Below are 18,498 nucleotides of genomic sequence, written 5' to 3' on the forward strand. Positions count from 1 at the left end.
TTCCGATCCAGCCATTGACAATAGCGGTCGCGACAGAACAAAATAAGAACACATATCGCATAGGTGACGCCATGGCTGCCGCGGCGACCATTCTTCATGCCGATCTCGACTCCTTCTATGCCTCGGTCGAGCAATTGCTGAATCCGGATTTGCGCGGCAAGGCTATGGCCGTTGGGGGCGGGGTCGTGCTCGCCGCGTCTTACCAGGCTAAGGCTTTCGGCGTGCGTGGCGGCATGTCCGGGCGCCGCGCGCGTGAACTGTGCCCGCACCTCATCTTCACCCCCGGCCACTTTGACCAATATCAGCGACTGGGTGACGCCGCGATTGCCGTCATGCGCGATTTTACCCCGCTGGTGGAACGCATCTCCATTGACGAGGCCTTTGCCGATGTCGCTGGCTGCACCCATCTTTTTGGCCCGCCCGAGGAGATTGCCGCGACCATCCGCCGGCGTGTGCGCGACGAATTGGGCTTGCCTATTTCGGTCGGCGTAGCACGTACCAAACACTTGGCAAAGGTCGCCTCCCAGGTGGCGAAGCCCGACGGGCTTGTCGTGGTCCGCCCTGGTACCGAACTCGAATTCCTGCACGATCTGCCCGTGGGCCTTATGTGGGGTGTTGGGCCGGTCACCGAGGCGCGGCTCAAGCAGGAGGGCATTGCGACAATCGGCCAATTGGCCAGTACGCCTGGCAAGTCTCTGCGCGGTCTGCTGGGCGAGGCCCTGGGCGAAAAGTTGTCCGATCTGGCCTGGGACCGCGACACCCGCGCTGTCGAAACCCGCCAAAGCGCCCGTTCTGTCGGCGCCCAGTCCGCACTCGGCCGCAGGCCGGCCACGGAGGCCACCTATAAGCCGACCCTGCGTTACCTGGCCGACCGCATCACCGCGCGCTTGCGCGCCAAGGGACTGGCTGGCCGCACGATTACCGTGCGCATCCGCTTTGCCGATATGCGTGCCATCACCCGCTCGCATACCCTTGACGCGCCGGTTTCTGCCACTCTCATCGTCGCCGAAATTGCCGAGGAGTTGGTACGTGTGGCGCTTGGTGAGCACGCACAAGAAAAGGTTATTACTCTTCTCGCCATCTCCGTTTCACATATCGGCGCACAGCCTCATCTCCAGCTCGAATTGCCCCTGGACCTTGATGATGAACGACATCGACCCGGCACTCGCCGGGGCGCGGCTCGCTTCTCCGCCGACCAGGCCATGGACAGGGCGCGCGCGCGTTTCGGCCGCCAGGCCATCGGCTACGCCATTACCCAACTCGAACGACCGAAATCCGTGCCCGACGCCTTCCGCGAACTGGCCGAGAAAAGCTTGGCGCCGTCCCATCGGGCAAACCTCTCCAGCGGAGAGGTTTGAGGCGCTTCGAAGACACTTGGCATTGACTTGAAGGGCTCCAGTGGAGCCCTTCAAGTCAAGAAGGCCATGAGAGCCACGCTCGAACTGCGAAGACGGGCACCCCAACGCCGTCATGGCCAGTCAGTGGGCGAGATAAAAGTTTGCGGCAAAACAGCCCGACGTGCTGAAATTGCTCACTACGCATGCAGGAGGCCAGGATGAAAGTGGACGGATCGTGCCATTGTGGCGCAATCACATTCGAAGCGGACATCGACCCCGAACGGGTTCGCATTTGTCATTGCACCGATTGCCAGCAGCTTTCCGGTACCGCTTTCCGGGTTATGGTGCCGTGTCCGGAGAGCCAATTTCATCTCAAAACCGGGGTGCCGAAAATTTACGTGAAGACCGCCGAGAGTGGCAGGAAGCGGCAACAGGCATTTTGCGCCGAATGCGGTTCTCCAATCTATGCGACTTCCGACGAGCCTGCCGGGTCAAGAAGCCTCGGCCTTCGCGTGGGCGTCCTGACTCAGAGGCGCGAATTGGCACCAAAACGTCAATTCTGGTACCGATCGGTTCTGCCCTGGTTGCCGCCACTCCCCGGTATCGCCGCAGATGGAACCGCTTACGGGCAATAGAGACCAGGAAGGCCGTGAGGGCCACACCCGAACGCCATTCGTCCTGCAGCGCCTGTTCTGCGGGATTGGCCACCGGCAGCGGAACGGCCCCAAATTGCCGCCTTCTTACTCCGCGAGCAAGGCTGACAATACCGTATCCAGCTCTTCGAACTGTTCGGGATAGGCGCCCGTGCTGCCCGATGCGATCGCGGCGTCGAGCGCGTCCTTGGACGGATAAAGGTCGGAAAGAACCAGAAGGGTCTTGCCGTCTTTGTCCGCAAAAGTGGCGGTGGTCACCGAGCCCTCATCGTTCTCTTCATTCGTCCAGACGAGACGGGTGGGCGGCGTCACCTCGATATATCGGCCGAAAAAGGCCATGGGCTGGTCGAAGTCGGGGTGGCCGAACACGAAGCGATATGTGCCCCCGGTGCGCACATCCGCCTCGCAGGAGATGAATGTGATGCCGAAGGACTTCGGTGTCCACCAGCGCATCAGCAGTTCCGGCGTTGTCCAGGCCTCGAAGACCAGACGCGCGGGGCCATCGAAAGTTCGGGTGATGATCAGTTCCCGCTCGGATCGCCTCTCCACATTTGTGCGTTCTTTTGCCGGGCTTGGTCTATTCGCTTTCATGTCGTCCATCGGCTTGTTCCCTCTGTTTCAAGTCGTCAATAACCAGGTCAAGCGCGTCGAAGCGCGCATCCCAAAGCTGACGATAGCGCTCGATCCAGGCCATCTCTTCCTCCAGCCGGCTTTGCCCAAGCCTGCACTTTCGCACGCGTCCCACCTTCTCGGTGGTCACTAGTCCTGCCCGCACCAGAACGTCGACATGCTTCTTCATGCCCGTAAGGGTCATGTGGAATCGGTCGGCAAGGTCGCCTATCGAAGCGTCCGAACGGGCAAGCTGCTCCAGCACGCCGCGCCGCGTGACATCCGACAGCGCGGCAAATGAAATATCGAAACGAGTTTGAGAATACTGAACCATATAGTTCAGTGTAATGGTTCGCCCAGGACATGCAAGAGCGGTTTGAGGTCGTCTGCGCAAATCGCGAATAGCCATTCAGGTGAGGGCATGCGCCGCGGGGCCTTGGTGCGGGTCCCCTGCCAATCCGCGATCCGAACATGGAAGGCAATGGCAGCAGCTCGGTCCGGACTAAAAATCCTTATCGCCGGAAGCGTTGCGCCGTGAAGCCATAAACGCACTGCGTCATGCGGATCGAGACGGCGCGCACCGGACAGCATTCAAAATGAAGGGGGGAAATTGGTACGCCCAAGGGGAATCGAACCCCTGTTTACGCCGTGAGAGGGCGTCGTCCTGACCGCTAGACGATGGGCGCACGGTTATCGCTTCGACTTCGCCGCATGCTCAAAAAGCAGGGGGAAGGTGGTACGCCCTAGGGGAATCGAACCCCTCTCTGCACCGTGAAAGGGTGCCGTCCTAACCGATAGACGAAGGGCGCATCAGCGCGATGGGCGTCGTATAATGGGGTGCTTTTGATTGTGCAACCCTGTTTGCATTGATCCCATGCGCTTTTTTTCGTCGCCCCCGACTTATCAACAGCCCGAGAAGGTGACGGGCCGGCGATAGCCGCGGGGCCGGTCGCGGACGTCGACATGGATAAAGCTGCGCCCGGGATAGCAGCCCAGGCCGCCAACGCCGTCCACGGTCATCGCAAAGGCGATGAGGTCCTGTTTGGAAACCCCGGGAATGTAGAAATCCGCTGCCATGCACTTGGTGTGATAGGAATTATCCGCCCCACCCACAGAGGCATTGTGGAAAGCGTTGCGATAGCCCGAGTTCATCACCACCTTCTTGCCGAACCGGCCTTCGAATTCCCATATTACAAAGCGCAGTTTCGGCGAGATGCACAGTGCATTGACATTGCTCGAGCTGACATAGGTGCCCCAATCCTGCTTCAGGCCCGAATATCCCGGGCCGCTGCCGCTGGCGAACATGGCCATGGGCAGGCAGCCGGCAAGCGCCAGTGCGGAAACGAGGAGAATGGCAAAGGAACGAAGAAGACGTGACATAGCGACCTTCCCGTGGCGTGTCGCACATTGGCAACAAGCAATGGGCATTGGGGTTCGATCGCTAAAATTAGAGCGGTTTCGCTAACTGCTGGCTAAGCGGCACAGTTAGCGAAACCTTAAGTCTGGCAGATTGCTACCACGTGCCGGTATTGGCCATCGAGGCCCATGGCTCCTTGGGTTCAAGGTGCCCATCCTGGATCAGCTCCACGGATATGCCGTCGGGCGAGCGCACAAAGGCCATATGGCCATCGCGCGGCGGGCGATTGATGGTCACGCCCATATCCGACAGATGCTGGCAAAGGGCGTAGATGTCCTGCACCCGATAAGCGAGGTGGCCAAAATTGCGACCGCCAGAATAGGGCTGCGGGTCGGGATCCCAATTATAAGTCAGCTCGACCTCTCCGCCCTCGTCGCCCGGTGCACGAAGGAAAATCAGCGTGAACCGGCCCTTTTCGTTTTCCGTCCGGCGAACCTCCTCCAGGCCAAGGCCCTGGCAGTAGAAACGGAGGCTCTCCTCGATATCGGTGACACGCACCATTGTGTGCAGATATTTCAAGGCTTTCTCCTCTGACCTGATTGGTGGCCCAGAGCTATCAAGCTCGCCGCGACGTCGCAACAATGGGTAAGGTAAGCTGTCAACAAAATCGCAAGACCTTCTTAACTTTTGCGCCTGAATCGGCCATGCTGTCCCATGTCTAGTGAGGAGTACCCGCATTGTGCGGGCGAGTGAGAAGGCGTTTGGGACATGGGGGCCAAAAGCGGCGGCGAGGGTAACAAGGCCACCGACCTGACGCAGTCGGGCGCGGTAACGCGCCACGACGACGTGCAGGGTGACCATCAGCTCGCCAGCGACACGATTGAAATTGCCGGCACGATAAAATGGTTCGACGCCGGCAAGGGCTTCGGCTTTATTGTTCCTGACAACGGCATGGCCGATGTCCTGCTCCATGTGACATGCCTGCGCCGTGACGGCTATCAGACGGCCTATGAGGGTGCCCGCATCGTCGTCGAGGCGCTCAACCGCCCTGGCGGCCTGCAGGCTTTCCGCGTGGTCTCCATGGACGAGTCGACCGCCCGCCATCCATCGCAAATGCCTGCGCCGCGCACTCATGTCGTGGTCGAGGCAACCTCCGGCATGGTGCGGCTGGAGGTGAAATGGTTCAATCGCATTCGCGGTTTTGGCTTTCTGTCCGCGGGCGAGGGAACGCCCGACGTCTTCGTGCATATGGAAACCTTACGCCGCTTCGGTATCACCGAACTGCGCCCTGGGCAGTTTGTGCTGGTGCGTTATGGCCAGGGCCCCAAGGGCCTCATGGTTGCCGAAATTCGGCCAGATGGCTGGGGCGACGCTCCGTCCTCGCACTAACCGCCCGCGCTGCAGATGAATGAAGCAATGTCGCCGATCGCCAGGGTCTTGCAACCGCTGCGCAGCCTTGCCGCGTCGGCGGCGATTGTGCTGGTTAGTTTGCCTCTTGCCGCATGCAGTGACGAGGCGCGTTTGGTGGTGCATTCGGACAGTGGCGAGCACGCCTTCACTGTCGAGGTGGTCGACACCCCTCAGGCCCGTGCGCAAGGGCTCATGTATCGCCAGGAACTGGCAGACGATGCGGGTATGTTGTTCGACTTCAAGGAAGAGCGTCCGGTCTCGTTCTGGATGCGCAACACCTATATCCCACTCGATATGCTGTTCATTCAGGCCGATGGCGAGATATCCAATATCCACGTCAATGCCCGGCCGCATGACACGACTTCCATCCCGTCCGATGGGCCGGTTCAATTCGTGCTCGAAATTCCTGGTGGCCGGTCAGTCGAACTGGGCATCAAAGCCGGCGATACTGTGCAGCATGCGCGGATCACAGCCGCGCAATAACCATGCAGTCGATCACCGCCCACAGGTGAAGGCTCGCGCCTGCGACTACAAAAACGTGCCATAGCGCGTTCTGAAATTTCAGCTTTTCCCATAGATGGAAAATGATGCCGGCAGAATAGGTTACGCCGCCGGCCAGCAGCAGCCAAAGCGTGGAAGCGGGTAGGGCCTGTCCCAGTGCCTGAAAGACCAGCACGCCACTCCAGCCAATCGCCAGGTAAAGCGCAATGGCAACCCGTCCGAACCGCTCCGGCACAATCAGCTTCAGCGCAACACCGACCAGCGAAGCACCCCAGACAAGGCTCATCATCACCACCCCGGCCGGCGTTCCGCCCAAAGCAGCCAGAAAAGGGGTGTAGGAGCCCGCGATGAAGAGAAAGATCGCCGCTTGGTCAAACCGTGCGAGATAGTTTTTGACCGGGGTATTGGGCCAGAGATTGAAAGCCAGTGACACGCCCAGCACCACAACAAGCGTCGCGACATAGACCAACAGGGCCGGAAACGCTTCCGGCGCTGTCTGCATGAGGGCAAGCGCCAGCAATATGGAACCGGCAGCGACCGCACCGACCAGGCCCAGGATGTGGACCACGGCATCGACGACGAGTTCGGCTGTGGAATAGGCCCGGCGCAAACGCGCGCCGAACTTGGCTCTGGTGCTGGCAATGTCTCTCATCATCCATCCTCCTTGCCCCTATCGTGTGGCGCGGATGTGACCAATGTGTTGCCTTCCGTGGGCACCTGTCGCCAATGTGAACTGGTAACGAAGAATCCTGGTGAACAATTCCTAACCGGCCCGAACCCGGCTTGACGTGTAACGCTGCCGTTACTCTAACGGGTTCATGACGAAACGCGCCAAGCCCCCCATCGCAATCTATTCAGCGTTGGCAGATGCCACACGCTGCCGCATCGTGGAAATTTTGCTGGCCGGCCCTATCCCCGTGCATCAGCTTGCCGACGCATTTTCGATCAGCCGCCCGGCGATTTCGCGTCACCTGCGCGTCCTCAAGACGGCCGGCCTTGTGGTCGAGGTCAAGAAGGGTCGCGAAAATCTCTATACATTGAAAATCACGAAGCTTTCCGGCGCGATAAAGTGGCTCAACGGCGTCGCGGCGTCCGACACGGAGGAGGCGCCTGCCGCCGAAAAGGAAGCGCCAGTCCGGGCCGCGACGGCTCCCACCGATATGATCGTCATCAAACCGTCGGCGCCGAAAAAGGTCCGGCGGCCCACGCCGCCCGAGGCGGGCGGAAAGACCGCGTCGCAAGACGACCAGCCACTCTTCGCGCCAAAGCCCGACCGTACTCCGCGCGCCGCCAAAGACACGCCTGTCAGCCAGATGGGCTTCGATTTCTAGCTCAGCTCAGATGAATTGGGCGGGCAGGGACGCGGCCAGTGGCTTTTCGAGCGGCTCGATGTCGAACGCTTGCTCCACGCTGCGCTCGAAATCCGCGGGCGTCCACATGATCTGCGCAGGTGACAGGCGGGCCTCTATCGCCCCGAGCGCCGCACGTGCGCCAAGGGCGAAAGGCCGAATAGTGTGACCAATGACATGGGACGCCGCCAGGGCCGCGCCAATATCCTTGCGCTGATCGCCGATATACCAGATCACATCATTGCTACGCAGCTCGCGGCCGAGCCCCTTAAGGGCTGCGACGATCGAATCGGGCCAGGGCTTGCCGCGTGCAACGTCCTCCCGAAAGACCGCCGCGCTGAAATACTTGCGCAGGTCAAAAGCCTTTAGCGCATCATGGCCATAGCCTCGGCCAAGGCCATTGCTGACCACACCCAGGGCAACGCCCTCGGCGCGCAATTTCTCGAGCACCGCCCGCATGGTCTCACAAGGTTCGAGCATTTGTTCAACGCTCTTCCGACGCACCCTGTGGATAGCGCGATGAATCAGGAGCTTGGGGGCGCGATGAGGGCTTGTCATATGCCGGCGCGCCAGCCGAAACCGCGCCACCAGCCGACCGCCCCGGTGCGAGCAATCGTCCAGGAACTCGAGCATTTGCAGCACGCGCGGATTGACGTGGTGCACCAATGTCCCATCGAGATCAAATAGCACGATGGTGGGTCGGTTCGCGTCTTCGGCCAGTGGATTTGCCCCCTAGTGGGCGACCAAGGTGGCCCAATTCGCGTGGCCGAACAACCCTTTTCGTGATTGTTGTGTGCTCTGGCGCAATGCTGCCAGCGAAGCACAGCGGTCGTTGCCGGGCAGAGGGTCGTTCAGTCTATTGGAGCCCGCTGCTCTGCGTTCACAGATTACGACTATTGTTGCGGAAAGCGGGACCAGGACACATAGAGTACATGCAATTCATCATCGGTAAGAGGGACAGCGCATGAGCCGTAGGGTCGGGATCAAGGATATCGCCGCTCGCGCCGAAGTGGCGGCATCAACCGTGTCTCACGTGCTCAATGGAACGGCGCCAATCTCTCTGGAGGTCCGCGAACGGGTCTTGGATGCAGCCAGAGAACTCGGATATCTCGCCCGGCGGCGCGAAAAGGCCAGCATCGCGGTATTGCGCAGCATAATGCTGGCGGTTCCGAGCGATACGCTTCCGAACAACCAGCACAATCTCTTCTCCTGGACGATATTGAGCCGTCTCATGCGCGAATGCGAGCGTCGCTCGATCCGTGTGCTGCCCATCGAGGTGGACACGCCCAGTTTCAGCGTTTCAAAGCTGGTCGAACAGGCCCGGCAAGCCGAGGTCGAGGGAATATTGCTGCTCAACGATGATCGTCCCGAACTGCTAAAGGAGATCGCCCGTTCGGGCATCCCGGCCGTCCTGATGAACGGCGAAGATCATGAGATGCAGATTGACAGCGTCACGCCCGGCAACCGTTTTGCCGCGCGCTACGCCACCAATTGGCTGATCGCGCAGGGGCACCGCGCCATCATGCATCTGACCTGGGAAGGGCGAAGCACCGTGCGTCGTCGTCGGGATGGCTTCCTCGACGCATTCCGGGCGAACGATCTGTCTCTGGAAACGGCCTATGTGCACCATGCCGAGGGATATTTTCCCGATATGGGCGCCGCGGCGATCCGGCGCTGGATCGCCAAGCATGAAGGTCTGGGTGGTGTCACGGCCATATTCTGCGCCGCCGACAATCTGGCCCTGGGCGTCATATCTGCGCTTAAGGACGCCGGCTATGTTCTGCCGCGCGACGTTTCCGTGGTGGGGTTCGACGGCGTCGCAATGGGCGAGTTCACCGCGCCCACCCTGACGACGGTGACCGTCCCTCTCGACTATATTGGGCTGTCTGCGCTCAATTTGCTGGAACAGCGCATAGTCGCCGCCAACGCCGAATGGCCGGCAAACCGGCTTGAGCTCGGCTGCCGTCTGACCATTCGCGGCAGTGTGCGCGCCCTTGCCGAGTAGTCATGCCAAGCCATCTTCCCTAGGTTCCAATTCGCTCCGTTGCAGAGGAGCGTCCGACGTTTCATTTCTGCTTTTGGCCGGCCGATCCGGTCGGATTCGGTGCCGAAGCAGGGCCCGTTCCGCCCTCTAAGTAACTATTTGGAGAATTTTTTCGTGGTGGTCTGAAGGAGCGATCGGTCCACCATCCGAACGGCTATCTTCTTGAGTTCCTTGGATTTCTCGAATGGTGACTTCCGCGTTGTCCAGCCGGGAATGGTCGCAAAGCGCAGCAATGAAATTCTTTTCGTATTGCGCCGACCGACAACAGGCGCAACTATGCATCCCGCTACAGCGAGAGCCGCCTGATTTAGCGCGTTATGTGCAGGCGCCCGCGCAGAGGCAGGAGAGGGAGGGAGGTTTTAGTGCAAAAATTTTTGCATGATCTAAGGCATCCCCACAACGAATAGACGCGCGTTGATGGCCCTGACGGTGCTGCGCGTAGGTGATGAGGAGAAGTCCATGAATGCCAAGAACTGGTTCGCGACGATTTCGCTCGCGGCACTATCAACCGCGGCCCTAACAGTGTCCGCCTGGGCCTTCCAGGAGGCCCCGATGCTGACCGAGATGGTGGAGGCCGGCACACTGCCGCCTGTCGAGGAGCGACTGCCCACCAACCCCACCGTGGTCGATGCCTTGAGTGTGGGTGAATATGGCGGCACCTGGCGCCGCGCCTATAGCGGCCCGGGCGACCGTTGGGGCCCGACCAAGTTGATGGAAGAGCGTGTGCTCAAATGGGCCGCCGGTCCGGACGGCACCGCGCAGTTGACGCCGGGCTATATCGAAAGCTATTCCGTCAACGAGGACTCGACCGAATTCACCTTCACCTTGCTCGAGGGGCTGAAATGGTCGGATGGTCATCCCGTCACCACCGAGGATGTCCGCTTCTGGTACGAGGATATCTTCCTCAATCCCAAGATCGTGGCCACCATCGATCCGACCTTCTCCCCCGGCGGCGTGCCGATGGAGCTCGAGATTGCCGACGAGCGCACCTTCACGGTCAAGTTCGCCCAGCCTTACGTGTATTTCCTACAGATTCTGGCTAAGGATTCGACGGGCGAGCCGAGCCTGGACCGTCCCAGCTTCGTCTTCCCCAAGCACTATCTCAGCCAGTTCAACGACAAATATGCCAGCGAAGAAGAGCTGGCCGCCGCGGCCGCTGAATTTGGCGTGGCGAGCTGGACCGATCTTTGGGGTTCCAAGGGTGCTGCGACGGCGTGGTGGGCCAATCCCGACCTGCCGGTGCTCACCGCCTGGAAGATCGAGACGCCGGCCCCGGCAGAGAACGTCACCATGGTGCGAAATCCCTACTACTGGGCCGTCGACCAGGAAGGAAACCAGCTTCCCTATATCGATCGCATCAACCACCGGCTCTACCAGGACCCGCAGAGCCTGGCGCTGATGGTGGCCCAGGGGCAGATCGACGCCCAGGACCGCGGCATGAGCGAGCCCTACGATTTCTACAAGGAGAACGAGGAGCGCGGGAACTTCCACCTGGTGCCTTGGCTCGGTTCGGGCGTCTGGTCGCTGATCCCCAACATGAACACCACCGACGAAGCGCTCAATGCGCTCTATGCCGACGAGCGCGTTCGCCAGGCGCTATCGGTGGGTATCGACCGTGAACTGATCATTGAGCTGACCCAGTCCGGTCTCGCCAAGCCTGTCCAGGCCGCGCCGGTCGCCGGTTCGCCCTATTACCAGGAAGACCTAGCGACCCACTGGACCGAGTATGATCCAGACCTGGCCAACGAACTGCTCGACGAGGCCGGTCTTGCCGAGCGCGATAGCGAAGGCTTCCGCCTGCGTCCCGATGGCAAGCGCTTCACCATCGTCGTCGAAGGCGGCGACATGGCGTTGTCCAAGCAGCTCGAGCTGATTGCCGAGAGCTATTCGGAAATCGGCATCGAAATCCTGCCGCGCGTCATCGATCGCACCCAGTTCGACACGAACCGCGCGAACAATGATTTCGACATGCAATATCTCGTGTTCGACCGGTTGACCTATGTGCCCGCCGATCCGCGCGTCATGATGGGGTCAGAGAGCTACGCCAACCAGAGCTATGTCTGGTACAGCACCGATGGCGCCAGCGGCATCGAGCCGCCCGCCGACAGCGATTTCCGCAAGATCTATGACCTGTGGGACAAGGCCTCCAGCGCTCCGAGCGTCGAGGAAGCCGACAAGTCGATGAACGAGTTGATCCGGACCTTTGTTGAGGGAGGCTACGTCATCGGCGTGCACGGCGCCGGTGTCAGGGTGAATGTCGTGTCCAACCGGATGCACAATGTGCAGGCCGACCTGGTCATGGACGATATCTTCCGCGAAGTTGGTCTCTCCCGCACCCAGCAGTACTGGCTCGACCAGGACTAAGACAACCATGCCGGCCGCGGTCCTCTCCCGCCGCGGTTGGCACCTGCCTATTGGGACCGGTGACTTAGGAGGCCGGGCATGATTGCCTTTATTCTTCGGCGTTCGCTTCTATCGATCCCGATGCTGATTTTCATTTCGTTTATCTCGTTCGTCATCATCCAGCTACCACCTGGCGACTATGTCACCGCCTATGCCGCGCAATTGGCAAAGTCTGGCGACTACCTTTCGGCGGTGCAGCAAGAGGCGATGCGCGAGCGCCTGGGGCTCAATGATCCCATTCTGATCCAATACTGGCGCTGGATCACAGCCATCATCTTCAAGGGCGACTTCGGCTATTCGCTCGACTGGAATGCGCCTGTCTCGACGCTGATCTGGGATCGTCTGGCCATCACACTGGCCCTGTCCACCGCCAGCCTCATCATTACCTGGATCATCGCCATACCCGTCGGCGTCTATTCGGCCACGCGGCAATATTCGGTGCTCGACTACGTGTTCACCGTGTTCGGCTTTCTGGGTAAAGGCACACCGGACTTTTTGCTTGCCCTGATCCTGATGTGGATCAGCTTCGTCTACCTCCAGCTCGATGTGGGCGGCCTATTCTCGACCGACTATCAGAATGCTCCTTGGTCCTGGGGCAAGTTCGTCGATCTCTTGCAGCATCTATGGATCCCGCTGGTGGTGCTGGGGACAAGTGGAGCCGCCGGCCTGATCCGCGTGATGCGTGCCAATATGCTGGACGAGCTCGGCAAGCCCTATGTGGAAACCGCTTATGCGCAGGGCCTTTCCGAGCGCCAGGTTGTCTGGCGCTATCCGGTGCGTGTGGCCCTCAACCCCTTCATCTCTACAGTCGGTTGGGCCCTGCCGGCCTTGTTCTCGGGTGACGTGATCACGGCCATCGTGCTCAACCTGCCCACCACTGGGCCATTGCTGCTCCAGGCGCTCAAGATGCAGGACATGTATCTGGCCGGCAGCTTCATTCTCATCCTCAGCGCCTTCACCGTGATTGGCACGCTGATTTCCGACATACTCCTGGCGTGGTTCGACCCGCGCATCCGTTATGCGTGAGGCATAGTCATGACAGAGCAAGCGTTAGCGGCAGAACCGGTCAATACCAGGAAGGAGGAGCTCTACAGCGCCAAGCCCTGGCAATTGATATGGCGACGTTTCACCAAACATACCCTGGCGGTGATTTCGCTCTGGTTCCTGGTGCTCCTGGGTCTGTCCGCCCTGTTTGCCGAATTTGTCGCCCCCTATGATCCGTTCAAGATCGAGCGTCTGCGGACTTCGGCGCCACCCACGGCCATCCACCTGTTTCATGAAGGGCGGTTCGTCGGGCCATTCGTCTACGCGTTGGAGCGCACCCGCGACCCGGAGACCACCCGCGTCACCTATCAGCCCGACACCGAAAATATCCTGCCGATCCGCTTGTTCACCGCGGGGGACAGCTACAGCTTTTTCGGGCTGTTTGAGACCGATATCCATCTGTTCGACGTCGAGGGCGGACGCCGGGACCAGATCAACTTGCTCGGTACCGACGATCTGGGTCGTGACGTGTTTTCAAGGCTCATCCACGGAGCCCGCGTCTCCCTGTCGGCCGGCCTCGTCGGCGTGGCTTTCGCCTTCGTCCTGGGTCTGACGCTGGGATCCGTCTCTGGCTATTTCGGTGGCTGGATCGACGGGTCCATTCAGCGTCTGATGGAGCTGATCCGCTCCATACCCACCATTCCATTGTGGATGGGCCTGGCTGCCGCGCTACCGATCGTGTGGGATCCGATCGTGGTCTATGTGCTGATCACCTTCATCCTTGCGCTTATCGGCTGGACCTATCTGGCCCGCGTCGTCCGCGGCCAGTTTCTGGCATTGCGCAATGAAGACTATGTGCTGGCCGCCAGACTGGCGGGCGCTTCGGAATACCGCATCATCACCAAACACATGCTGCCCTCGATGACTTCCTACATCATCGCGGCGCTGACCCTGGCGGTGCCGGAAATGATCCTGGGCGAGACCGCGCTGAGCTTTCTGGGTCTGGGCCTGCGCCCACCCGTGGTGAGCTGGGGCGTGCTGCTGCAGGACGCGCAAAACCTGCGCTCGATTTCGCTGGCACCATGGCTCCTTTCGCCTGGCATTGCGGTGGTGCTCACCGTGCTCGCATTCAACTTCCTTGGCGATGGTCTCCGCGACGCCGCCGACCCTTATGGGCAATAGTAATATGAACCATTCCCCCATGCCCCCCGAGCGCCTGCTCGAACTGGACAATGTGCAGGTACACTTCCCCATGCGCGAAGGCCTGGTTAAGGCCGTCAATGGCGTGTCCTACCATGTCAACAAGGGCGAGGTGCTCGGCATTGTGGGCGAGAGCGGATCGGGCAAATCAATCACAGCCCGCTCGATCATGCGGCTCTTGCCAAAGCGCGCCATCGATGCGGGCGGTCATATCCGCTTCCGTCCGCGCAGCGGCGAGGAATTCGAGCTCTCCAGCCTATCGCGCAATAGCCGGGCTATCCGGCAGGTGCGTGGCAATCACATCGGCATGATCTTTCAGGAGCCGATGACGGCTCTCTCTCCGGTCCACACGATTGGTACGCAGATCATGCGGACCGTGCAATTGCATAAGGGGCTGAGCCGCGCCGCCGCGCGGGAGCGGGCCATTGATCTGCTCGCCAAGGTGCAATTGCCGCGCCCCGCCGAATTGGTCGATGCCTATCCACATCAGCTCTCTGGCGGCATGCGGCAGCGCGCAATGATTGCACTGGCCATTTCGTGCGACCCGAGCCTGTTGATCGCCGACGAGCCCACCACCGCCCTGGATGTGACCACCGAGGCGCAGATCCTGGACCTGCTCAAGCAATTGCAGTCCGAGCTTGGCATGGCGATCATCTTCATCACCCATAATTTCGGGGTCGTGGCGGACATCGCCGATCGCGTATCGGTCATGTATCTGGGCCATATCGTCGAAACGGCCAGTGTCGATGACATTTTCTATGCGCCGAAGCACCCCTATACCCAGGCACTGCTGCGCTCCATCCCGCGCCTTGGCGTCGATCAGGGGCGGCGGTTGCCCACCATTCCGGGCATGGTGCCCGATCCGTTCAGCGTGCCGCCCGGCTGCGAATTCAATCCCCGGTGCAGCCACGCCATAGCTGGGCTATGCGATGTGCAGGAGCCGCCGGAGAAGCGCTTCAACGGCCAGATGTCCCGTTGCCACATTGCGGACCAGTTCGCCAAGGAGCCCGTTCATGCCTGAGGCCACCATTCACGCCGACGCCATGCCGGACGACGTGCTGATTTCAGTACGCAATCTCAAGAAGTATTTTCCCATTCATGCCGGCTGGCTGCGCCGCAAGGTCGGTGACATCAAGGCCATCGACGATGTGTCGCTTGATATCCGCAAGGGCGAGACATTCGGCCTGGTGGGTGAATCGGGTTCGGGCAAATCGACAGTCGCGCGGTTGATGCTGCGCGCCTATCCATTGACCGAAGGGCAGATCCTGTTTCGTCAGTCCGACGGCTCGGTGGTCGATCTGTCCGGGCTGACTGATCGGCAGATGCGGTCCATGCGCCGCGAAATGCAGATGATCTTTCAGGATCCCTATTCGTCGCTCAATCCGCGCATGACGCTGCTCGAGCTGGTCGGAGAGCCCATGCTTATTCACGGCGCTGGCACTCAGGCCGAAATTCGTGACCGCGTTGCCGAGCTCCTGCAGGTCGTGGGGCTCAGGCCCGAATATGTCAATCGCTACCCCCATGCCTTTTCGGGCGGTCAGCGGCAGCGCATCGGCATCGCGCGGGCCCTGGCGCTCAACCCGAGCTTTATCGCCGCCGACGAGGCCGTGTCGGCCCTGGACGTTTCCGTGGCGGCGCAGAACATCAACCTGATGCAGGATCTGCAGGAAAAGTTCGGCCTGACCTATCTTTTCATCACCCACGACTTGGGCATGGTAGAGCACATATCCGATCGCGTGGGCGTCATGTATCTGGGCCGATTGATGGAGACTGCGCCCACCGATCAGCTCTTCGCCAAACCGCTGCATCCCTACACCGAGGCACTGATGGCCGCTGTGCCCCAGCCGGACCCGCGGGGCAATCGGGCGCGCAAGCACGTGCCGCTCAAGGGCGAGATCGCCAATGCGGCCAATCCGCCCAAAGGATGCAGCTTTCATCCCCGCTGTCCCTATGCCCAGCCCATTTGCGGCACCGACGTGCCGGACCTTCGGCGGGTGGCCGATGGCCGGCAGGTGCGCTGCCATTTCGCCGAGGAATTGTCTTTGGCCGGCGTCACCGCTTGAACGTTATCTCCCTCGGCGACGGCGGCACCCCGGCCGCCCGCGCCGTTTGAAGTCTTCACAAGGCCTGTTTCATGCCCAGCCCTTTGCTAACCCTTGCCCGTGGCGACAGCCTCACCGCCTGGGAGCTTTCAGCCGTCGAGGCGACCTATTTCCCTGGCGAACCTGCTCCCGCAAGCGACCCGCAGAACTATAAATATGTCAACGGTTTCGTTGATGTCGGCGACTTGCCCTGCCGCGTCGCAACCTGGAAAGATGTCGCCAGTCGCACGGTCACTTTGCGCACGGACTGGGCCGTCGAGCAGCTTTACCTCCCGGGCAATAACCGGCGTGTGGAGTTCAGCCAGTTCCGCCATCGCCCGACCCGGCTTGCGCGGTGGTGCCGCGCCCGCGTCACCAGCCCCGTGGACCGTTATTGTTCCTTCGATCTTTGGACGCGTGGTGGTGTGCATATCTGGGTCGACGGTCAATTGGCCGGGCGTTTCGAACCCTTCACCCGCAATGCCGATCAGCGCAGCGTCGTACACCTGCCCATCAAGGCGTCCGGCAGCGAAATCATCGTTCTGACCGAGGACATGGCCGAGCGTGACACCAACTGGTTTTTCGAGCTGGCGCTGCTCGATGACGTTGCGCTCGATGTCTACCTCTCCGGTGCTAGCCTGGGCGATCAGGTCGAAGCACTGCGTGGACTGTCCACGCAGGCCCGCACGCGCGGCGACGTGGTGACTGGCGATGAGACGCTGACATTGCTTTTTGACACACCCGTCGCCATACCGGTGCAAGTCAGGGTGGTGGTCTCATCGACATCGCATACCAAGGCGATATTGCTCGATGCCGAGTACGAATTGCCCGCCGGCGCGACCGAACTCGAACTGTGCCCAGGCCACCAATTGCCGCAAGGCTATCACGATCTGCGTCTGACCTTTTCCGCTGGCGGCAGCACGGTCGAGCGCGACATCGGCTGCGCTATTCTGCACGATCTGGTTCCGCGGCATTTGGGCGACGACCTGGCGGCGCGCAAGCGGCTAGCGCTGGAGCATGCCGCTGCCCATGGCGAAAATCGCATGGGCTTGGCGATCGCGCTCTTGGAAACCGGGCGTCACAGTGACCCTAGGGTGGCCCTGGTCATTGAGGACACGCTGCTGACCATGAATGAGCGGCGCGATTGTGCCGATTTTGTCGCCGTGCCACTGCTTTGGGTCTGGATACGCTATCGCGACGCACTGCCGAGCGACCTGGCCGACCGCATCCGCCAGGCTTTCCTCAATTTCCGCTATTGGGTGGACGAACCGGGCAATGATGCCATGTGGTTCTGGAGCGAAAATCACGCGCTTTGTTTTCACGTTGCCCAATTGCTGGCCGGGCAGAGCTTTCCCGACGCGGTCTTTTCCGCGTCGGGACGCAAGGGAAGCGAGCAGGCCGCTCTTGCCAGCCAAAGGCTGGCGCTCTGGTTCGACGCGGTGGAAGAGGACGGCTTGGCCGAATGGAATTCGGCGGCCTATTATCCGGTGGATTTCATCGGTCTTTTGACCCTGGCCGAGTTGGCCCCGACCGATCTGGCCGCCAGGGCCCGCGCCATCTGTGACCGCATCTTCACCATGGTTGCCTTGCATACGCTCGAAGGCGTGCCCGCCGGCTCCATGGGGCGGGCCTATGACAAGGAGTTGCGGGCAGGACCGTTGACCGAGCTGGCGCCCTTTGCCGCAGTCGCCTTTGGTCGCGGTTGGCTCAATACCGGGGTCGCATCGCTGCCGCTCTTCGCAGCGGGCAGTTACGAGCCGCCGAGGGGATTGGCGGCCTATGTCGAGCCGCCCTCAGGGCAGGCCCTGACCGCTCGCTACCATCAGGGATATGGTCCCGCCGCCAGCCTGAGCCTGTACAAGACCCGAGCCGTCCAGCTGTCTACCAACAGTCTCACCAAGGCCGGCGGCTATGGCCACCAGCAACATGTGCTGGACCTGCGCTTTGCCAGCCACCCCATGGCGCGCTCCTGGATCAATCATCCCGGCGAAGACGATCCCTGGGGCCAGCAGCGCCCGTCCTATTGGGCTGGCAACGGCAAGCTTCCACGCGTCGGGCAGCACGAAAACGTCGCACTGCTGCAATACCGGCTGGGACCGGACGCTCGCCTTGGTTTCACCCATATCTATGCGGCCCATGCGGGCCTGACACACCATCTTTCTGGTGACACGCTTATCCTTGAAGCCGGGGACGGGCTGGTGGCCTACAAGGCGACCGGGCCGCTTGAGGCGGTAGAGCAGGGGCCGGCGGCTGGCGTCGAATACCGATGCCATGGCGCTCAGCAAGGTTGGGCTGTCATTGTCGCGCGGGGAGCGCCCCTGTCCGATTTCGCCGCCGGACTGGCGCAGTCCCGATTGTATTTCAGTGGCGGCGATGCGCTGGTCTTCGAGGGGGCCGGGCCATCACAGCTCAGCCTTGACTGGCACAAAGGGCTTATGGTCGGCGACGTCCCGCAAGCGGAGCCGTCGGCAGGTGTCTCGCCGGTGGTCACCATCATTGCCGGCTAGAGCGTTTGCAGAAAAGGTGGCAACGGTTTTGCTCCTTGGGCTTTGAATCGAGGATCGAAAACG

General features: G+C 61.0%; 18 protein-coding genes and 2 tRNA genes. 12 read left to right on the forward strand and 8 right to left on the reverse strand.

Annotated features, from left to right (window positions below; genetic code table 11):
* Positions 1-71 precede the first annotated feature (71 nt).
* Positions 72-1,358, forward strand: coding sequence for a DNA polymerase IV (gene dinB / locus V8Z65_RS06955; RefSeq protein ID WP_338723417.1), 1,287 nt, complete (start codon positions 72-74; stop codon positions 1,356-1,358).
* Between the two features lie 197 nt (positions 1,359-1,555).
* The gene (locus tag V8Z65_RS06960) at positions 1,556-1,972 is read left to right on the forward strand and encodes a GFA family protein (protein WP_338723418.1); all 417 of its coding nucleotides are present in this window, start codon (positions 1,556-1,558) and stop codon (positions 1,970-1,972) included.
* 105 nt (positions 1,973-2,077) lie between these two features.
* On the opposite strand, the gene V8Z65_RS06965 is transcribed toward V8Z65_RS06960, so the two are convergent.
* The 6 genes from V8Z65_RS06965 to V8Z65_RS06990 all read right to left on the reverse strand — a co-directional run bounded on the left by V8Z65_RS06965 (position 2,078) and on the right by V8Z65_RS06990 (position 4,535).
* Entirely contained in the window at positions 2,078-2,590 is a 513-nt protein-coding gene (locus V8Z65_RS06965) for an SRPBCC family protein (protein ID WP_338723420.1), read from the reverse strand.
* Complete coding sequence (locus V8Z65_RS06970; RefSeq protein WP_338723973.1) at positions 2,568-2,933, reverse strand: helix-turn-helix domain-containing protein; 366 nt, start codon at positions 2,931-2,933, stop codon at positions 2,568-2,570. Before V8Z65_RS06970 ends, V8Z65_RS06965 begins: the two co-directional genes overlap by 23 nt.
* Positions 2,934-3,210: 277 nt before the next feature.
* Positions 3,211-3,285 (reverse strand) — tRNA-Glu (locus V8Z65_RS06975).
* 48 nt (positions 3,286-3,333) lie between these two features.
* Positions 3,334-3,408: transfer RNA gene (locus tag V8Z65_RS06980), tRNA-Glu, on the reverse strand.
* A gap of 94 nt (positions 3,409-3,502) precedes the next feature.
* Positions 3,503-3,979 carry a D-Ala-D-Ala carboxypeptidase family metallohydrolase gene (locus tag V8Z65_RS06985; RefSeq protein WP_338723421.1) on the reverse strand — a complete coding sequence of 159 codons (477 nt, stop codon included), beginning with the start codon at positions 3,977-3,979 and terminating at the stop codon, positions 3,503-3,505.
* Between the two features lie 133 nt (positions 3,980-4,112).
* Complete coding sequence (locus V8Z65_RS06990; RefSeq protein ID WP_338723423.1) at positions 4,113-4,535, reverse strand: VOC family protein; 423 nt, start codon at positions 4,533-4,535, stop codon at positions 4,113-4,115.
* 189 nt (positions 4,536-4,724) lie between these two features.
* Here V8Z65_RS06990 and V8Z65_RS06995 point away from each other — a divergent pair, with 189 nt between their 5' ends.
* Positions 4,725-5,345 (forward strand): cold-shock protein, encoded by a 621-nt coding sequence (locus V8Z65_RS06995; protein ID WP_338723424.1) that lies wholly within the window; start codon positions 4,725-4,727, stop codon positions 5,343-5,345.
* A 27-nt stretch (positions 5,346-5,372) separates the two neighbouring features.
* The gene (locus V8Z65_RS07000) at positions 5,373-5,849 is read left to right on the forward strand and encodes a DUF192 domain-containing protein (RefSeq protein WP_338723426.1); all 477 of its coding nucleotides are present in this window, start codon (positions 5,373-5,375) and stop codon (positions 5,847-5,849) included.
* On the opposite strand, the gene V8Z65_RS07005 is transcribed toward V8Z65_RS07000, so the two are convergent.
* Positions 5,833-6,519 carry a hemolysin III family protein gene (locus tag V8Z65_RS07005; protein ID WP_338723427.1) on the reverse strand — a complete coding sequence of 229 codons (687 nt, stop codon included), beginning with the start codon at positions 6,517-6,519 and terminating at the stop codon, positions 5,833-5,835. The two genes, V8Z65_RS07000 and V8Z65_RS07005, sit on opposite strands and share 17 nt — an antisense overlap.
* A gap of 166 nt (positions 6,520-6,685) precedes the next feature.
* On the opposite strand from V8Z65_RS07005, the gene V8Z65_RS07010 reads away from it, so the two are divergent.
* Entirely contained in the window at positions 6,686-7,198 is a 513-nt protein-coding gene (locus tag V8Z65_RS07010) for a metalloregulator ArsR/SmtB family transcription factor (protein ID WP_338723428.1), read from the forward strand.
* Between the two features lie 6 nt (positions 7,199-7,204).
* On the opposite strand, the gene V8Z65_RS07015 is transcribed toward V8Z65_RS07010, so the two are convergent.
* On the reverse strand, positions 7,205-7,906 hold the full coding sequence (locus V8Z65_RS07015; protein WP_338723429.1) for an HAD hydrolase-like protein: 702 nt from the start codon (positions 7,904-7,906) through the stop codon (positions 7,205-7,207).
* Between the two features lie 274 nt (positions 7,907-8,180).
* Here V8Z65_RS07015 and V8Z65_RS07020 point away from each other — a divergent pair, with 274 nt between their 5' ends.
* The 7 genes from V8Z65_RS07020 (at position 8,181) to V8Z65_RS07050 (ending at position 18,435) form a co-directional block, all read left to right on the forward strand.
* Positions 8,181-9,221, forward strand: coding sequence for a LacI family DNA-binding transcriptional regulator (locus V8Z65_RS07020; protein ID WP_338723430.1), 1,041 nt, complete (start codon positions 8,181-8,183; stop codon positions 9,219-9,221).
* Positions 9,222-9,677: 456 nt separating this feature from the next.
* Complete coding sequence (locus tag V8Z65_RS07025; RefSeq protein WP_338723431.1) at positions 9,678-11,624, forward strand: ABC transporter substrate-binding protein; 1,947 nt, start codon at positions 9,678-9,680, stop codon at positions 11,622-11,624.
* A gap of 78 nt (positions 11,625-11,702) precedes the next feature.
* Complete coding sequence (locus V8Z65_RS07030; RefSeq protein WP_338723432.1) at positions 11,703-12,689, forward strand: ABC transporter permease; 987 nt, start codon at positions 11,703-11,705, stop codon at positions 12,687-12,689.
* A gap of 9 nt (positions 12,690-12,698) precedes the next feature.
* Positions 12,699-13,829 carry an ABC transporter permease gene (locus V8Z65_RS07035; protein WP_338723433.1) on the forward strand — a complete coding sequence of 377 codons (1,131 nt, stop codon included), beginning with the start codon at positions 12,699-12,701 and terminating at the stop codon, positions 13,827-13,829.
* A gap of 19 nt (positions 13,830-13,848) precedes the next feature.
* Positions 13,849-14,868 (forward strand): ABC transporter ATP-binding protein, encoded by a 1,020-nt coding sequence (locus V8Z65_RS07040; RefSeq protein ID WP_338723435.1) that lies wholly within the window; start codon positions 13,849-13,851, stop codon positions 14,866-14,868.
* Positions 14,861-15,910: an ABC transporter ATP-binding protein gene (locus V8Z65_RS07045; RefSeq protein ID WP_338723436.1), complete on the forward strand. Its 1,050-nt coding sequence runs from the start codon at positions 14,861-14,863 to the stop codon at positions 15,908-15,910. Before V8Z65_RS07040 ends, V8Z65_RS07045 begins: the two co-directional genes overlap by 8 nt.
* A gap of 71 nt (positions 15,911-15,981) precedes the next feature.
* Positions 15,982-18,435: a hypothetical protein gene (locus V8Z65_RS07050; RefSeq protein WP_338723437.1), complete on the forward strand. Its 2,454-nt coding sequence runs from the start codon at positions 15,982-15,984 to the stop codon at positions 18,433-18,435.
* Positions 18,436-18,498: the final 63 nt, after the last annotated feature.

The sequence above is a fragment of the Devosia sp. XK-2 genome, assembly GCF_037113415.1.
In the GTDB taxonomy this organism is placed as follows: Bacteria; Pseudomonadota; Alphaproteobacteria; order Rhizobiales; family Devosiaceae; genus Devosia.

Coding starts and splice junctions, on each gene's coding strand:
- V8Z65_RS06960 (WP_338723418.1), top strand. CDS start 1,556: ATGAAAGTGGACGGATCGTGCCATTGTGGCGCAATCACATTCGAAGCG.
- V8Z65_RS07045 (WP_338723436.1), top strand. CDS start 14,861: ATGCCTGAGGCCACCATTCACGCCGACGCCATGCCGGACGACGTGCTG.
- V8Z65_RS07040 (WP_338723435.1), top strand. CDS start 13,849: ATGCCCCCCGAGCGCCTGCTCGAACTGGACAATGTGCAGGTACACTTC.
- V8Z65_RS07035 (WP_338723433.1), top strand. CDS start 12,699: ATGACAGAGCAAGCGTTAGCGGCAGAACCGGTCAATACCAGGAAGGAG.
- V8Z65_RS07020 (WP_338723430.1), top strand. CDS start 8,181: ATGAGCCGTAGGGTCGGGATCAAGGATATCGCCGCTCGCGCCGAAGTG.
- dinB (WP_338723417.1), top strand. CDS start 72: ATGGCTGCCGCGGCGACCATTCTTCATGCCGATCTCGACTCCTTCTAT.
- V8Z65_RS07000 (WP_338723426.1), top strand. CDS start 5,373: ATGTCGCCGATCGCCAGGGTCTTGCAACCGCTGCGCAGCCTTGCCGCG.
- V8Z65_RS06995 (WP_338723424.1), top strand. CDS start 4,725: ATGGGGGCCAAAAGCGGCGGCGAGGGTAACAAGGCCACCGACCTGACG.
- V8Z65_RS07010 (WP_338723428.1), top strand. CDS start 6,686: ATGACGAAACGCGCCAAGCCCCCCATCGCAATCTATTCAGCGTTGGCA.
- V8Z65_RS07050 (WP_338723437.1), top strand. CDS start 15,982: ATGCCCAGCCCTTTGCTAACCCTTGCCCGTGGCGACAGCCTCACCGCC.
- V8Z65_RS07005 (WP_338723427.1), bottom strand. CDS start 6,519: ATGAGAGACATTGCCAGCACCAGAGCCAAGTTCGGCGCGCGTTTGCGC.
- V8Z65_RS06985 (WP_338723421.1), bottom strand. CDS start 3,979: ATGTCACGTCTTCTTCGTTCCTTTGCCATTCTCCTCGTTTCCGCACTG.
- V8Z65_RS06965 (WP_338723420.1), bottom strand. CDS start 2,590: ATGGACGACATGAAAGCGAATAGACCAAGCCCGGCAAAAGAACGCACA.
- V8Z65_RS07030 (WP_338723432.1), top strand. CDS start 11,703: ATGATTGCCTTTATTCTTCGGCGTTCGCTTCTATCGATCCCGATGCTG.
- V8Z65_RS06970 (WP_338723973.1), bottom strand. CDS start 2,933: ATGGTTCAGTATTCTCAAACTCGTTTCGATATTTCATTTGCCGCGCTG.
- V8Z65_RS07025 (WP_338723431.1), top strand. CDS start 9,678: ATGGCCCTGACGGTGCTGCGCGTAGGTGATGAGGAGAAGTCCATGAAT.